General features: G+C 64.4%; 13 protein-coding genes. 11 read left to right on the top strand and 2 right to left on the bottom strand.

Annotated features, from left to right (window positions below; all coding sequences use genetic code 11):
• Window positions 1-49: 49 nt before the first annotated feature.
• Window positions 50-2,656: a [protein-PII] uridylyltransferase gene (locus tag HV766_RS06355; RefSeq protein WP_175180806.1), complete on the bottom strand. Its 2,607-nt coding sequence runs from the start codon at window positions 2,654-2,656 to the stop codon at window positions 50-52.
• An 18-nt stretch (window positions 2,657-2,674) separates the two neighbouring features.
• Window positions 2,675-3,496 (bottom strand): type I methionyl aminopeptidase, encoded by an 822-nt coding sequence (gene map, locus HV766_RS06360; protein ID WP_119451964.1) that lies wholly within the window; start codon window positions 3,494-3,496, stop codon window positions 2,675-2,677.
• Between the two features lie 846 nt (window positions 3,497-4,342).
• Here map and rpsB point away from each other — a divergent pair.
• The 11 genes from rpsB to lpxD all read left to right on the top strand — a co-directional run bounded on the left by rpsB (window position 4,343) and on the right by lpxD (window position 16,150).
• Window positions 4,343-5,092 (top strand): 30S ribosomal protein S2, encoded by a 750-nt coding sequence (rpsB, locus tag HV766_RS06365; RefSeq protein ID WP_054456717.1) that lies wholly within the window; start codon window positions 4,343-4,345, stop codon window positions 5,090-5,092.
• Window positions 5,093-5,270: 178 nt separating this feature from the next.
• The gene (gene tsf, locus HV766_RS06370) at window positions 5,271-6,149 is read left to right on the top strand and encodes a translation elongation factor Ts (RefSeq protein WP_119451963.1); all 879 of its coding nucleotides are present in this window, start codon (window positions 5,271-5,273) and stop codon (window positions 6,147-6,149) included.
• Window positions 6,150-6,246: 97 nt separating this feature from the next.
• Window positions 6,247-6,963: a UMP kinase gene (gene pyrH, locus HV766_RS06375; RefSeq protein ID WP_013393440.1), complete on the top strand. Its 717-nt coding sequence runs from the start codon at window positions 6,247-6,249 to the stop codon at window positions 6,961-6,963.
• Between the two features lie 15 nt (window positions 6,964-6,978).
• Complete coding sequence (gene frr, locus HV766_RS06380) at window positions 6,979-7,539, top strand: ribosome recycling factor (RefSeq protein WP_054456719.1); 561 nt, start codon at window positions 6,979-6,981, stop codon at window positions 7,537-7,539.
• A 179-nt stretch (window positions 7,540-7,718) separates the two neighbouring features.
• Window positions 7,719-8,483, top strand: a complete 765-nt coding sequence (gene uppS, locus HV766_RS06385) for a polyprenyl diphosphate synthase (RefSeq protein ID WP_054456720.1) — start codon at window positions 7,719-7,721, stop codon at window positions 8,481-8,483.
• A gap of 53 nt (window positions 8,484-8,536) precedes the next feature.
• Window positions 8,537-9,394, top strand: a complete 858-nt coding sequence (locus tag HV766_RS06390; RefSeq protein WP_125470839.1) for a phosphatidate cytidylyltransferase — start codon at window positions 8,537-8,539, stop codon at window positions 9,392-9,394.
• A complete protein-coding gene (locus HV766_RS06395) occupies window positions 9,391-10,590 on the top strand; it encodes a 1-deoxy-D-xylulose-5-phosphate reductoisomerase (protein ID WP_175162960.1) in 1,200 nt (399 codons plus the stop codon). Before HV766_RS06390 ends, HV766_RS06395 begins: the two co-directional genes overlap by 4 nt.
• Before the next feature lie 56 nt (window positions 10,591-10,646).
• Window positions 10,647-11,978, top strand: coding sequence for an RIP metalloprotease RseP (gene rseP / locus HV766_RS06400; protein WP_175180807.1), 1,332 nt, complete (start codon window positions 10,647-10,649; stop codon window positions 11,976-11,978).
• A gap of 53 nt (window positions 11,979-12,031) precedes the next feature.
• Window positions 12,032-14,365 (top strand): outer membrane protein assembly factor BamA, encoded by a 2,334-nt coding sequence (gene bamA, locus HV766_RS06405; protein ID WP_175180808.1) that lies wholly within the window; start codon window positions 12,032-12,034, stop codon window positions 14,363-14,365.
• A gap of 109 nt (window positions 14,366-14,474) precedes the next feature.
• A complete protein-coding gene (locus HV766_RS06410; protein WP_054456725.1) occupies window positions 14,475-15,035 on the top strand; it encodes an OmpH/Skp family outer membrane protein in 561 nt (186 codons plus the stop codon).
• Window positions 15,036-15,052: 17 nt separating this feature from the next.
• Window positions 15,053-16,150 carry a UDP-3-O-(3-hydroxymyristoyl)glucosamine N-acyltransferase gene (gene lpxD, locus HV766_RS06415; protein WP_118933669.1) on the top strand — a complete coding sequence of 366 codons (1,098 nt, stop codon included), beginning with the start codon at window positions 15,053-15,055 and terminating at the stop codon, window positions 16,148-16,150.
• Window positions 16,151-16,181: the final 31 nt, after the last annotated feature.

The following is a 16,181-nucleotide window of genomic DNA, read 5'->3' on the forward strand; positions in this document are numbered from 1 at the left end:
CGGGATTGTATGCGGTCCCGGCGGCGCTGGCGATGCCAGGCGCCCGTGATCAGGCGGCGCGCTGCTGGGCTTCCTCGCCCGCCAGGGCGTCCAGGACGTCGCGTTCGAACTGCATCTGGCTGCGCGGGCGCGTCAGCGCCGAACCGTCGACGATGAAGACGTCCTCGACCCGGTCCCCCAGCGTCATGATCTTGGCCATCAGCAGGTTCACTTCGTGCCCGGCGAAGACGCGCGCCAGCGCGTGCAGCAGGCCGGGGCGGTCGGTCGCTGTTACCGACAGGCGCCAGGAGGTGCTGCGCTCGTCGGGCTGCAGTTCGGCCTGCGGCATGACCGGGAACACCCGTGACACGCGGGACTGCCGGCCGCGGCCGTAGTAGCCACCGCGCGCGGGCTGTTGCAAGGCGGCGGCGTGCGGGTCCTTGAGGCGTTCGGCCAGCTCGTGTTCGACCAGGGTGGCCTGGGCGCGCAGGTCGCTGGCGCCTTCCGGCAACAGCACGATGAAGCTGTCCAGCGCCCAGCCGTGGCGTGTGGTGTGGATGCGCGCATCCTGAATGGAAAGCGATTTGGCGTCGAAATAGCCGCAGATCGCCACGAACAGGTCGGGCGCATCGCGGGTATACACCATGATCTGCAGGCCTTCGCCATGTTCGGTGGGGCGGGCCTTGACCACTGCCTGCGCTGGCGCGACCTGATGATAAAGATGGCGCGTGTGCCAGGCGATGTCCGAGGCGTCGTGGCGCAGGAAATACGCCACGTCGAGCTGGTTCCAGAAGGCTTCCCGGGCATCGTCGCGCAGGCCCGCCAGGCGGGTCAGGCGGGCGGCTTCTTCCTTGCGCTCGGTCAGGACGGTGTGGGCGTCGGCGTGGGCGCCGCCCAGGGCGGCCAGCGTCAGCTTGTACAGGTCTTCCAGCAACTTGCCTTTCCAGGCATTCCAGACCTTGGGGCTGGTGCCGCGGATATCGGCGACCGTCAGCAGGTACAGGGCGGTCAGGTGGCGTTCGTCCTTCACGGTGGCGGCGAAGTCCTGCACCACGGCCGGATCGGACAGGTCGCGCTTCTGCGCCACGGCCGACATCAGCAGGTGCTGGCGGACCAGGAATTCGACCAGCTTGGCGTCCTCGGGCTCCATGCCGTGGTCTTGGGCGAACTTGCGCACTTCGCGCGCGCCCAGTTCGGAATGGTCGCCGCCGCGGCCCTTGGCAATGTCGTGGAACAGTGCGGCCACATACAGCAGCCAGTGCCGGTCCAGGCCGGCAATCAGCTGGCTGGCCAGCGGATATTCCTGGGCATGTTCCGGCATGGTGAAGCGGCGCAGGTTGCGCACCACCGCCAGCGTGTGCTGATCTACCGTATAAGCGTGGAACAGGTCATGCTGCATCTGGCCGACGATGCGGCGGAATACCGGCAGATAGCGCGGCAGGATGTTCAGCATGGTCATGCGCCGCAGCTCATGCACGATGCCGCGCGGCTGCTGCAGGATCTGCAGGAACAGCTTGCGGTTGACCGGGTTGCGGCGGAATTGCGCGTCGATGCGGTGGCGCGAATGCCAGATGGCGCGCAGCGTGCGCGCCGACATCCCGGCCAGTTCCGGATGCTGTTGCATCACCAGGAAGGCCCGCAGCAGCAGGGTGGGATTGCGCTCGAAACCGTCGTCGCGAATGATGTCCAGGCGGTCGCGCAGATTGCGGAAGTCGTCGTCGATGTCGCGCGCGTCGCTGTCCGGACGCGGGAACAGCCGTTCCTCGATGTTCTGCACCAGGATGCCGTTCAGCTGGGTCACCAGCCGCGCCGCCCAGTAGTAGCGCTGCATCAGCAGCTCGCTGCCGCGGCGGGTGGCGGTGGCATGGATTCCATAGACTTCGGCCAGGGCGGGCTGCAGGTCGAACAGCACGCGGTCTTCGCGCCGGTTCGCCAGCAGGTGCAATTCGATGCGCAGGCGCTTGAAGGCTTGTTCTGCTTTGCGCAGGTCGCGCGCCTCGGACGAGGTCAGCAGGCCGGCTTGCGCCACGGAGCGCCAACTGTTGCCAAAGCCGGCTGCCCGGGCCATCCACAGGATGACCTGCAGGTCGCGCAGTCCGCCCGGCGACTCCTTGCAGTTCGGCTCCAGCGCATAGGGCGTGTCCTGGTAGCGCGCGTGGCGCTGCTGCATTTCGACGCGCTTGGCGCGAAAGAACGCGCGCGGGTCCAGGCGCGACTTGGTCGCGGCTTCGAAGGCCTTCATCAGCGTGCGGCTGCCCGCCAGCCAGCGGGATTCCAGCAAAGCCGTTTCCACCGTGATATCGGCGTCCGCCTCGCGTTCGCAGTCCTCGATGGTGCGCACGCTATGGCCCGGCTCCAGGCCCAGGTCCCACAGCGAGGCCACCAGCTTTTCGATGGCCGACTCGTCCTCGGGCGTGGGAGCGTGCGGCAGCAGGATCAGCAGGTCCACGTCGGAGTGCGGGTAAAGCTCGCCCCGGCCATAGCCGCCCACGGCCGCCAGCGTGGCGCCGGCGGGCAGGGGGCAATGCTTGATCAGGTCGCGCAGCGCGGCGTCGACGATGCGGCGCAGCTCGGACAGCAGGGTGTCTGGTCGCAGGTGCGTGCGGAATTGCGCCACCGCGGTCCGCCGGGCTTCCTGGATGCGTTCGCGCAGGGCGCTGAGAATGGCGGCGGTCATGGCGGCTAAGGTTGTGTGTCAGACGGCTGGGATGACCAGGGGTTCGGTGACGAAGGCGGGCGGCTTGGGCATCCCCGGCGACAGGGTCAACACTTCGTAGCCGGTCTCGGTGACACAGACAGCATGCTCCCATTGGGCCGACAGGCTGTGGTCGCGGGTGACGACCGTCCAGCCGTCGGACAGCTGGCGGATCTCGCGGCGGCCCGCATTGATCATCGGTTCAATGGTGAACAGCATGCCCGTCGTCAGCTTCACGCCCGTACCCGGCTTGCCATAGTGCAGCACCTGCGGGTCTTCGTGGAAGCGCTGGCCGATGCCGTGGCCGCAGAACTCGCGCACCACTGAAAAGCCGTTGGCCTCGGCGTGCTTCTGGATCGCGTTGCCAATGTCGCCCAACGTGGCCCCGTTTTTCACCTGCTGGATGCCCTTCCACATGCACTCGAAGGTGATCTCGGTCAGGCGGCGCGACAATATGGATTGTTCGCCCACTGCGTACATGCGGCTGGTGTCGCCGAACCAGCCATCCTTGATGATGGTGACGTCGATATTCAGCGAATCGCCGTTTTTCAACACCTTGTCGCCCGGGATGCCATGGCAGACCTGGTGGTTGACCGAGGTACAGATGGCGCCGGGGAAGGGCGGGTAGCCCGGGGGCGCATAGCCCACCGTGGCCGATTTCACGCCCAGCTCATCGGTCAGGTACTCCAGGCAGAGGCGGTCCAGCTCTCCGGTGGTGACCCCAGGCTTGACGTGCGGCGTGATGAAATCGAGGACTTTGGCCGCATCCTGGCAGGCGGCGCGCATCTTGGCCAGGTCGGCTTGATTGGTGATAGTGCCCATGGAATAGCTTGGCGATGTCTCGCTTGAATGTCTGCTTGAAAGAATAGTAGAATTATAGGCTTCCCTAAAATTTTGGGGAGCAATCGGGTTACGGCAAAGGCCGAACCCGGCGGGTGCAGGCAGCGGAACCGATGTCACGCAAACCCGGCAGGTAGTCTGGCAGCAGGTCCTTTCATAGTGATCGGCGGCGCGCCCTGAAGTTTCACCGCAAGCGAAGGTTGTGGAGCGAAATCGGGCAGGTCGTTGGTTCCGTGGGTGGGCACGCAGGCAGGAAACCAGTCGGGCGGGCGGAGCGGCGGCAAATCCGATGCAGGCGCCAGGCTGGGGACGCGGCGTGCTTGTAAGCCCGGTCATGTTTTAGAGCGGCGATGCAGGCTCAGGGTTTGGACTCGGTATGGATGTCGGCTTAAGTTCTTGAAAACGTTCGCGTTTTCTTAAGAAATGCCCCGATGGTCTGATGCGCGGTCGAACTGAAGCCAGGGTGTGACAACCCCGCGCTTGAACGCGAAGAGCTGGATTTTCCAGAGCTGGATTTCGCCGCCAACAAAACAGGTCCGGGTGCGCTTTCGGGAAACCGCCGGAAACTTCCAGGAAATTCCTGGTGGGTCTGGAAAAGCGCCTGCAAGCATGCGGTGCAAGGCTCTTGGTCGTGGCGGCCGTCTGGGTTTATCGCGGCAGCGTAGTAGAAGGCGCCCCAGGGCGTCGCAGTTATTGCGGCAGTGATCGGTCGGCCCGGTTAAAATTTTGTCATCCCGCATTTGCGGGAAATCGCGCGCAACACCACCCAGGGTGTCAGCCAGAGGCTGATGCAGGTGCGGCGCAAGAAATCAACCCTTGGAGAAAGTTATGTCTTTGATGCGCGAAATGCTGGAAGCGGGTGTCCACTTTGGTCACCAGACCCGCTACTGGAACCCCAAGATGGCCCCCTTCATCTTCGGCCATCGCAACAAGATTCACATCATCAACCTGGAAAAGACGGTTGATAAGTACCAGGAAGCCACCAAGTTCGTGAAGCAGCTGGCTGCTCGCGGCGGCAACATCCTGTTCGTCGGCACCAAGCGCGCTGCTCGCGAGCTGGTCGCCGCTGAAGCTTCCCGTTGCGGCATGCCCTTCGTCGACGCCCGCTGGCTCGGCGGCATGCTGACCAACTTCAAGACGGTCAAGACCTCGGTCAAGCGCCTGAAGGACATGGAAGCCGTGGTCGCCGAAGGCGGCGCCGAGCGCATGATCAAGAAGGAAGGCCTGCTGTTCCAGCGCGAACTGGAAAAGCTGAACAAGTCGATCGGCGGCATCAAGGACATGAACGGTCTGCCTGACGCCATTTTCGTGATCGACGTCGGCTACCACAAGATCGCCATCGCCGAAGCCAAGACCCTGGGTATCCCCGTGGTCGCCGTGGTTGACACCAACCACTCGCCCGAAGGCATCGACTACGTCATCCCCGGCAACGACGACTCGGCCAAGGCCATCGCGCTGTACGCCAAGGGCATCGCCGACGCCGTGCTGGAAGGCCGCGAACAGAACCTGAACGGTCTGGTCGAAGAACTGGGCGAAGGCCAGGAAGAGTTCGTCGAAGTGCAGGACAACCAGGCCTAAGCCTGTTGTCATGTCCGGCGGTTAGCGTCTGGGAGCGGTGCCGAAATCGGTCCGCTCCCGCCTCGCCGGCAATGCGAAGGTGGGCTCCCATCTTCCTGATCCGCTAGTCGCGGATGTCCCATCGAATCAAACCACTGTCCCGGTTTCCCGGGGCATGTTCTAGCAAATTGGAGCAAACATGGCTGAAATTACCGCTGCCCTGGTCAAGGAACTGCGCGAAAAGACCGACGCGCCCATGATGGAGTGCAAGAAGGCCTTGACGGAAGCCGAGGGTGACCTGGCCCGCGCCGAGGAAATCCTGCGCGTCAAGCTGGGCAACAAGGCCAGCAAGGCTGCCGCCCGCGTCACCGCTGAAGGCCTGATCGGTCTGTTCATCTCCGCCGACGCCAAGAAGGGCGCCGTCATCGAAATCAACTGCGAAACCGACTTCGTCGCCAAGAACGACGACTTCGTCGGCTTTGTGAACAAGCTGGCCGAGCTGGTCGCCACGCAGAACCCCGCCACCGTGGAAGCCCTGTCGGCGCTGCCCTACGGCGACGGCACGGTCGAAAGCACCCGTACCGCCCTGATCGGCAAGATCGGCGAAAACATCTCGATCCGCCGCTTCGAGCGCATCGAGACCCCGAACTCGCTGGCCAGCTACGTGCACGGCGGCAAGATCGGCGTGCTGGTCGAATACACCGGCGCGGAAGAAGTGGGCAAGGACCTGGCGATGCACATCGCCGCCACCAAGCCCAAGGCCCTGAACGCCGACGGCGTGAACCCCGCCGACATCGCCGCCGAACGCTCGGTCGCCGAACAGAAGGCTGCCGAATCGGGCAAGCCGGCTGACATCGTCGCCAAGATGGTCGAAGGCTCGGTCGCCAAGTTCCTGAAGGAAGTCACCCTGCTGTCGCAGCCGTTCGTCAAGAGCGACAAGCACAGCGTTGAGCAGATGCTCAAGGAAAAGGGCGCTTCGATCAGCAAATTCGTGCTGTTCGTTGTCGGCGAAGGTATCGAGAAGAAGACCAGCGATTTCGCCGCTGAGGTCGCCGCTGCCGCCGCCGGCCGCGCCTGACCCAGGGTAGTGCTTAAGGGCCGGCGCTAGATTAAATTCTAGTCCGGCCTATTTCTTGTCTTACACTTTCGTCGGATTGTTCTTCGGGATATCACCTATGAGCAGCAGAGCATACAAACGGGTTCTTCTCAAACTTTCCGGCGAGGCGCTGATGGGCGACGATGCATTCGGCATCAACCGCTCCACCATCGTCCGCATGACCGATGAGGTCGCTGAAGTCGCCGCCACGGGCGTCGAGCTGGCCATCGTCATCGGCGGGGGCAATATTTTCCGTGGCGTCGCCCCGGGCGCGCAGGGCATGGACCGCGCAACCGCCGACTACATGGGCATGATGGCCACTATCATGAACGCGCTTGCGCTGCAAGACGCGCTCAAGCACAAGGGTGTCGACACCCGCGTGCAATCGGCCTTGAACATCGATCAGGTCGTCGAGCCGTACATCCGTCCGAAGGCGCTGCGCTACCTCGAAGAGGGCAAGGTCGTCATCTTCGCGGCAGGTACCGGCAACCCCTTCTTCACCACGGACACGGCCGCTGCGTTGCGCGGCGCCGAGATCGGGGCGGAGATCGTGCTGAAGGCCACCAAGGTCGACGGCATCTACAGCGCGGATCCCAACAAGGATCCCACCGCCACGCGTTACTCGCGCATCAGCTTCGACGAAGCGATCGTCCGCCGGCTGGAAGTCATGGACGCCACCGCCTTTGCGCTGTGCCGTGACCAGAAGCTGCCGATCAAAGTGTTTTCGATCAATAAGTCCGGCGCCCTCAAGCGGGTCGTCAGCGGCGAAGACGAAGGCACCTTGGTACACGTCTAAAGAAAAGGAAATTCCATGAGCGTCGCAGAAATCCGCAAATCCGCCGAAGCCAGGATGGCCAAGTCGCTTGACACGCTCAAGACCAACCTGGCCAAGATCCGCACGGGCCGCGCCCATACCGGCATCCTGGACCACGTGCAGGTCGAGTACTACGGCTCGCCCGTGCCGATCAGCCAGGTTGGCAACGTGAACCTCGTGGACGCCCGCACCATCAGCGTGCAGCCCTACGAGAAGAGCATGGCCTCCGCGATCGAAAAGGCGATCCGCGAATCGGACCTGGGCCTGAACCCCATGTCGATGGGCGACACCATCCGCGTGCCGATGCCCGCGCTGACCGAAGAGCGCCGCCGCGACCTGACCAAGGTTGTCCGCAGCGAAGGCGAGGACGCCAAGGTGGCCGTGCGCAACCTGCGCCGCGAAGCCAACGAAGCGCTGAAGAAGCTGGTCAAGGACAAGGAAATCTCCGAGGACGACGAACGCCGTTCGCAGGACGACGTTCAGAAACTGACCGATCGCAGCGTGGCCGAAATCGACAAGATGGTTACGCAGAAAGAAGCGGAAATCATGACCGTATAATTCCTGGATGCCGTCAGGGTGATAGGCTAGTCCGTATCCCCCTGGCGACCAGGATATCCTGCCTGAGCGCCGTCCTGTCCATTGGTTCGCAGCATTGCTGCTTAGCGGTGGAACGACGGCGCAGGCTTTTCTTCACGTAGTTCCGTTTTCGCCGTTTCACCGCGCGCAACCCCAGACCAATGGCAACCAGTTCGACCCAGGCGGTTCCCGCTACCCGCGACATTCCCGAGCACGTCGCCATCATCATGGATGGCAATGGCCGGTGGGCGACGAGGCGGCTGCTTCCGCGCACTGCGGGCCATGCCAAGGGCGTGCAGGCGGTGCGGCGCGTGGTCGAGGCGTGCGGGCGCGCCGGCGTGCGCTATCTGACGCTGTTCGCCTTCAGTTCCGAGAACTGGCGCCGCCCCGCCGAGGAAGTGTCGCTGCTCATGCGCCTGTTCGTGCAGGCGCTGGAGCGCGAGATCGGCAAGCTGGAAGAGCAGGGCGTGCGTCTGCACGTCATCGGCGACCTGTCGGCCTTCGAGCCCCGTTTGCAAGAGCTGATCTTCGCGGCGCAGGAGCGCACGGCCCACAACGACCGCCTGCACCTGACGGTTGCCGCCAACTATGGCGGACGCTGGGACATCCTTCAGGCCACCCGCGCCATGCTGGCCGCCGAGCCCGCACTGGCCACGCAGCCCCAGTTGGTGGACGAGGAGCGCCTGGCGCGCCATCTGTCCATGGCCTGGGCGCCAGAACCCGACCTGTTCATCCGCACCGGCGGCGAACAACGCATTTCCAATTTTCTGATCTGGCAGATGGCTTACGCGGAGTTCTACTTCACGGACCGCTACTGGCCGGATTTCGGCGCCGCCGAGCTCGCGGCCGCCTTTGACTGGTACCGCACGCGCGAACGCCGTTTCGGCCGTACCAGCGCGCAACTCAGCGAAAACGGCGCGAAATAAAACGGACGGCGACTAGCGCGTCTTTCCAGGGCTGTACACGAGGAGACCGTCATATGTTGGGCCAGCGTATCGTTACCGCAGTCGTTCTGTTGGCCGTTCTGGCTGCCGCGATGATCAGCGCGAACCCGTGGTGGTTCGTTGCGCTTCTGGCTCTGGCGGCCGCCTGCGCCAATTGGGAGTGGCTCCGCCTGACCTTGCCGCAACCGCCTTCCCCTCTCATTGCCGTCGGCGTTGCCGTCCTGCTGTTCGCGGGCATGCTGGCGTTGGCCTCCGCATGGCTCGCGGGACAGAATGCCGGAATCACAGATCCCGTCTGGGTGCTGCGCTACGTAGTGCCGGCGGTGGCCGCGGTCTGGCTGTTCGGCGGCCTGACGGCGGTGGTGCGCGGGCGTTCCGATGCGCCTCCCGCCAGTGTGGGCTGGTCGATTTTCTCCGTGCCCGCGGCGTTTGCCGCCTGGGCCGTGCTGGCGCAGATGTTCGTGGCGCATGGAGCCGGTTTCGTAGTGTCGCTGCTGGCGCTGGTCTGGGTCGCCGATATCGCCGCTTATTTTGCCGGCAGAGCCTTCGGCAAGCGTAAACTGGCCCCGCGGGTCAGCCCGGGCAAAACGATCGCAGGCGCGGTCGCTGGCGTCCTGGGGGCGGTGGTCTGGATCGGTCTTTCCAGCCTGTGGGAAGGCACGTACGGCCACGCGCTGGTCGAGCGCTGGACCTTCTGGCTGGCGCTGCCCATTGCCGCCGTGCTTGGCGTGCTGTCGATCGTGGGCGACCTGTTCGAATCGCTGCTCAAGCGGCGCGCCGGACGCAAGGATTCCAGCACGCTGCTGCCTGGCCACGGCGGGGTCTATGACCGCATCGACGCGATTCTCCCGGTCGCGCCGTTTGCGCTACTTTTGTCTGGAGTGTTGTTTTGACGGCTTTTCAACGCGTCGTCGTGCTGGGATCGACCGGTTCGATCGGTGAAAGCACGCTGGATGTGATCGCCCGCCACCCCGAGCGCCTGGCGGTTTATGCGCTGTCGGCGTACAGCCAGATGGCGCGCCTGGCGGAGCAGGCACAGGCCAGCCGCGCCGCGGTCGTGGTGGTGCCCGACTCTGCGGCGCGCGAGAAATTCATTGCCGCATGGGCTGGCGGCCAGTCCATGCCGGAAATCCGCGTCGGCGCCCAGGCGCTGGCCGATACCGCCGCCGATCCCCAATGCGACTCCGTCATGGCGGCCATCGTGGGGGCCGCGGGCCTGCCCGCCGCCCTGGCGGCTGCCCGCAGCGGCAAGCGCGTCTTGCTGGCCAACAAGGAAGCGCTGGTTGCGGCCGGCTCGCTTTTCATGCAGGCCATACGTGACAACGGCGCCGAACTGCTGCCTATCGACAGCGAACATAACGCCATTTTCCAGTGTCTGCCTCACGGCGGACGAGCCGTCGCGCCGGATAGCCCCGCACCCGGCGTGCGCCGGCTGCTGTTGACCGCTTCCGGCGGTCCGTTCCGCGGGCGCGACCTGGAAGACCTGCACGACGTGACGCCGGCCCAGGCTTGCGCCCACCCGAACTGGAGCATGGGCCGCAAGATTTCGGTCGATTCCGCCACCATGCTCAACAAGGGGCTCGAGGTGATCGAGGCGCATTGGCTGTTCGCCATGCCTGCTGATCGCATCGAGGTGGTGGTGCACCCCCAGAGCGTGGTGCACTCCATGGTCGAGTACGACGACGGCTCCGTGCTGGCGCAGCTCGGTCAGCCCGACATGCGCACGCCCATTGCCTATGGCCTGGGCTTTCCCGAACGCCTGGACAGCGGCGTCGGCCCGCTGGATCTGACGCGGCTGGGGCGTCTGGACTTCGAGAAGCCCGATCTGGCGCGTTTTCCGTGCCTGGCCTTGTCGTTTGCGGCGCTGCGAGCCGGGCAGGGGGCCTGCGTGGCATTGAATGCCGCCAACGAGATCGCCGTGGAGGCCTTCCTGAGCGGCCGGCTGCCCTATACCTGGATTCCGCGGGTAATCGAGGCTTCCCTGGAGTGGCAGGCACGGCAAGCATCTGTTACGCTCAACAGTCTTGACGACGTGCTCGCGCTGGATTCTGACGCGCGCGTCTTCGCTGGCAACCTGGGCCTGGCCTGATGCGGGCTCGGTCGCCCGTCCGCCGGCCTCTGATTTCCTAGATTTCTTCGATTCCGATGCTTTTCACCCTGCTGGCCTTTGCGGTTGCGCTTGGCACCCTGATCATCTTCCATGAACTGGGGCACTATTGGGTGGCCCGCCTGTGTGGCGTGAAAGTGCTGCGCTTCTCGGTGGGGTTCGGCAAGGTCATCCTGCGGCGCACCGACCGCCACGGCACGGAATGGGCGGTCTCGGCGCTGCCGCTGGGCGGCTACGTCAAGATGCAGGACGATCCCCCCGCCGGCGCGAGCCCGGCGGAAGTGGCTGGGGCCTTCAATAGCAAGCCCGTCGGCCAGCGTATCGCCATCGTTGCCGCCGGCCCCATTTTCAACCTGATACTCGCGGTCTTCCTCTATGCCGGCCTGAACATGGCCGGCACCGAGGAGCCCCTGGCCGTCATCGCCCAGCCCGCGGCGGACACGCCTGCCGCGCGCGCCGGCCTGCTCTCTGGCGACCGCATCCTGGCCATCGACGGCGAAGAGGTCGCTTCCTGGTCCGACGCGCGCTGGCGCCTGATGGACGTCATGGCTACTGGCGGCAGCGCCAGGATCGAGGTCAAGACCCCTGCGGGCGCCGTCCAGCAGCGTGAACTGGTCCTGCCGTCCAACACCATGGATCCGGCCGGCGGCGACCCGCTGGCCGCGGCCGGCGTGCGCCTGGCTCAGCCCAAGCCCGCAGTGCGTGTCGTCAATGATGGCGGCGAAGGGCAGGCGGCCGGCCTGCGGACGGGCGACCTCATCCTGGCCGTGAACGGCGTTCCCACCCCGGATACCGGCGCGCTGGTGCGGCAGATTCAAGAAAGCGCCGGCAAGACCCTGGCACTGACGCTGGCGCGCGACGGCGCCAATATCTCCCTGAACGCCACGCCCCGCGCCGAGACCGTCAACGGCCAGGTGATCGGCCGCCTGGGCGTCCAGCTGGGTGGCGACGTTCCCATGGTGACCGTGCGCTATGGCGTATTCGAAAGCCTGTGGAAGGGCGCCGTGCGCACCTGGGATACCGCCTGGTTCTCGCTGCGCATGATGGGGCGCATGATCACGGGCGACGTTTCCTGGCGCAATGTCAGCGGTCCCGTGACCATCGCGGACTACGCCGGCCAGACCGCCAGAATCGGAATTGTTGCGTATATCGCTTATATCGCCTTGATCAGCATCAGCCTGGGCGTACTAAATTTGCTGCCTATTCCCATGCTGGACGGTGGCCATCTGCTGTACTATCTCGTCGAAATTGTGCGGGGTAGCCCGCCGCCAGCAAGGTGGATCGATATCGGACAGCGCGCCGGCATAGGTTTATTGGCAAGCCTGATGGGGCTTGCGCTGTTCAATGATTTCACGCGTTTGTTCACTTGAACGCGATTTAGCATAAAATCCCCCGCCATTTGCACGACCGAGGATACTCAAGGATGTCTTTTCGCCGGATGTTTCATCACAAAAAGGGTGTACTGCCGGGTTTGATCGCCGCACTGCTGGTTCCGGCCATCGCCCACGCCTTCGACCCTTTTGTCGTGCGGGATATCCGCGTAGAGGGTATTCAAAGAACTGACGCCGGCACCGTCTTCGGCTATCTCCCCGTCAAAGTGGGCGAAAAGTTCACCGAAGAAGAAGCCACTGAAGCCATCCGCCGCTTGTACGGCACCGGCTTCTTCACCGACGTACAGATCCAGACGGACAACAACGTCGTCGTGGTGGTCGTGCAGGAACGCCCCACGATCGCGTCGGTGAACTTCAACGGCATGCGCGAGTTCGACTCCAAGGCCATCACCACGTCGCTGGCCCAAGTGGGCTTCGCCGAAGGCCGCATCTTCGACCGCTCCATGCTCGAGCGCGCCGAATACGAACTGAAGCAGCAGTACCTGTCCAAGGGCAAGTACGGCATCGAAGTGACCTCCACCGTGACCCCGCTGCCGCGCAATCGCGTGGGCGTGAGCTTCGACGTGTTCGAAGGCTCGGTCGCGCGCATCCAGGAAATCCGCTTCGTGGGCAACAAGGCTTTCTCGGAAAGCGACCTGCTCGACGAATTCAAGCTGACCACGCCGGGTTGGCTGACCTGGTACACCGATACCGACAAGTACTCGCGTGAAAAGCTCGAGGGCGATCTGGAGCGCCTGCGCTCGTTCTACCTGGACCGCGGCTACCTCGAGTTCACGGTCGAACCGCCCCAGGTCACGATTTCGCCGGACCGCAAGGACATCCGCATCACGATTACCGTGCACGAAGGCGAGCCTTACAAGGTGCGCAGCGTGAAGCTGGCCGGCAATCTGCTGGGCCTGGACAAGGAAATCAACGCGCTGCTGGAAATCAAGCCGGACGAAACGTTCTCGGCCGCCAAGGCCAACGGTTCCGCCAAGGCCATCACCGACTACCTGGGCGAACTGGGCTACGCGTTTGCCAACGTCAACCCGAACCCGCAGTTGGATCGCGCCAAGCATGAGGCCGACCTGACGTTCTACGTCGACCCCAGCCGCCGCGTGTACGTGCGCCGCATCCAGATCGGCGGCAATACCCGCACGCGCGACGAAGTCGTGCGCCGCGAAATGCGCCAGCAGGAAGCCGCCTGGTACGACGCCAAGGACATCAAGGACTCGCGCGACCGTGTCGACCGCCTGGGCTATTTCAGCGACGTCAACGTCAAGACCGATCCGGTTCCGGGTTCGCCCGACCAGGTCGACGTCAACGTCGACGTCAAGGAAAAGCCAACCGGCATGATCAACCTGGGCGTGGGTTACGGCTCGTCCGAAAAGGCCATTCTGTCTGCCGGTATCAGCGAAGACAACGTCTTTGGCAGCGGTACCAACCTGACCCTGCAACTGAACACCAGCAAGACCAACCGCGCCATCGTGCTGTCGCATACCGATCCGTACTGGACCAAGGACGGCATCAGCCGCACCACGTCCGCCTACTATCGCGTGACCGAGCCCTGGAATAACAACGACGGCGACTACCGCGTCAAGGCCATGGGCCTGGGCATGAACTTCGGCGTGCCGATCTCGGAATACGACCGGATCATGCTGGGCGCGAACGTCGAACGTAACCAGATCGACCTGTTCACCAACTCGCCGGCGGCCTACGAGAAGTTCGTCAAGGACTATGGCGACGCTACCAACTCGGTGATCTTCACCACCGGCTGGACCAAGGACACCCGCGACAGCGGCCTGGCGCCGACCAAGGGCGGGTACACCCGCCTGAAGGCCGACCTGTCGACCATCGATCTGCAGTACACGATGCTGACGGCCCAGCAGCAGTATTTCGTGCCGCTGGGCGGCTCCTACACCCTGGCCTTGAACGGCATGGTCGACTGGGGGCAGGGCTACGGCAGCAAGGATTACCCGATCATCAAGAACGTCTATGCCGGCGGTATTGGCACGGTACGCGGCTACGAGGGCTCGTCGCTGGGCCCGCGCGATACCAAGACGGGCGACTACCTGGGCGGCACGCGGCGCGTCATCGCGAACGCGCAGCTCTATCTGCCGTTCCCGGGCGCGTCGAAGGACCGCACCCTGCGCTGGTTCATTTTCTCGGACGCGGGCCAGGTTTCGGCCGGCAGCGGCCAGAGCTGCACCGGCGGCAAGCCTGGCAGCGAGGTCGAGGATCCGTGCGGCTGGCGCTTCTCGGCCGGTATCGGTCTGTCGTGGCAGTCGCCGATGGGACCGCTGCAGCTGTCCTATGCCCGTCCGCTCAATTCGAAGTCGGGCGACGACAAGCAGAGCTTCCAGTTCCAGATCGGGACTGGTTTCTAAGCGCGCCGTTACGCTTGAAAACAAGGGAGAAGGGCACACGACCGGCTCCCTTGCTGTTTAGTGGCACAATACACACTTTGGCTTTGCCTTACTGGAAGGTGAGATTTTCATGATGTCTGATTCCGCACTTAAAACCTCGAAATCGCTGCGCACCACGCGCCGCGGCAAACTGGGCGGCTCCATTGCCCTGGTAGGTGCGCTCATTCTCGGTTCGGCTGCTGCGATTCCCGCGCAGGCCCAAGGCACGAAGATCGGTTTCGTCAATACCGAGCGGATCCTGCGCGAGTCGGGTCCGGCCAAGGCAGCGCAAAGCAAGATCGAAGCTGAATTCAAGAAGCGCGACGACGAGCTTCAGCGCCTGAACAACAGCCTGCGTTCGCAAGCCGAGAAGTTCGACAAGGACGCGCCTGTCCTGTCGGAGTCCGATCGCGTCAAGCGCCAGCGTGAACTGTCCAACCTGGATACCGACCTGCAGCGCAAGCGCCGCGAGTTCCAGGAAGACTTCAACCGCCGCCGCAACGAAGAATTCTCGGGCATCGTGACGAAGGCCAACGACGCCATCAAGCGCATCGCCGAGCAGGAAAACTACGACCTGATCATCCAGGACGCAGTGACCGTCAACCCGCGCATCGACATCACCGACAAGGTGATCCAGAGCCTGGGCAAGTAAGCAGCACCCGTCACGTTATGCCGGTTCTACTGGATCTTGCCCGCGCGCCAACGCTGGAAACACTGTTGAGCGCCGCCAACACCCAGGGGATGGACTGGCGCATCAGCGCGGTTCCCGGCGCGGACCCCATGCGGGTCTGCGGCATCGGAACCCTGTCATCGGCGGGTCGGCAGGAAATCGCTTTCCTGGCCAACCCCCGCTACCAGAGCCAGCTAGGCGCCACGCAGGCTGGCGCCGTCATCGTCTCGCCGGACGTGGCGCAGGCTCTGGAGGCCGAGGGCAACGCCCGGCCGCCGTTCGCGCTGGTCGTCTGTCAGCATCCCTATCTGCTTTACGCCCGCGTGGCGCAATGGTTCGATGCCGCGAGACGGCCCGAGCTGCCCGCGTCCACGCATCCTTCCGCGGTGGTCGCCGCTGACGCCATCATCGAAGAAGGCGTGCGCATCGGCCCGAATTGCGTCGTCGAATCCGGCGCCCGCATCGGCCGCGATACCGTGCTCGGACCTGGCTGCGTCATTGGCGCAGGCTCGTCCGTCGGCCCTGGCAGCCGGCTGTACGCCCACGTCACGCTGTACGACGGCGTCAAGGTGGGCGCACGCGCCATCATTCATAGCGGCGCTGTGCTGGGCGCGGATGGTTTCGGTTTCGCGCCGGATCCCACGCTGGGCAAGGGCGCCTGGGGCAAGATTCCCCAGCTCGGCGGCGTGACGGTCGGTGACGACGTCGAAATCGGCGCCAACACCACCGTCGACCGGGGCGCGCTGGAAGACACCGTCCTGGCCGATGGCGTCAAGCTGGACAACCAGATCATGGTGGCCCACAACTGCCGGATCGGCGCGCATACCGCGATTGCGGCCTGCGTGGGCGTGGCTGGCTCGACCACCATCGGCGAGCGCTGCACCATAGGCGGAGCGGCCATGCTGTCCGGACACCTCACGCTGGGCGACGATGTGCATGTCTCCGGCGGCACCGCGGTGACGTCCAGCATCTCGAAGCCTGGCCGCTACACCGGGGTCTTCCCGTACGCGGAACATGGCGAATGGCAGCGCAACGCCGCCGTGATACAACAGTTGGCGCAATTGCGCCGGCGCGTGCGGACGCTGGAAAAAGACTAGGGCGGCGCATCGCCGCCCCTGGCGCGTCCGC

The organism is Achromobacter aegrifaciens (assembly GCF_902859735.1).
GTDB lineage: Bacteria > Pseudomonadota > Gammaproteobacteria > Burkholderiales > Burkholderiaceae_B > Achromobacter > Achromobacter aegrifaciens.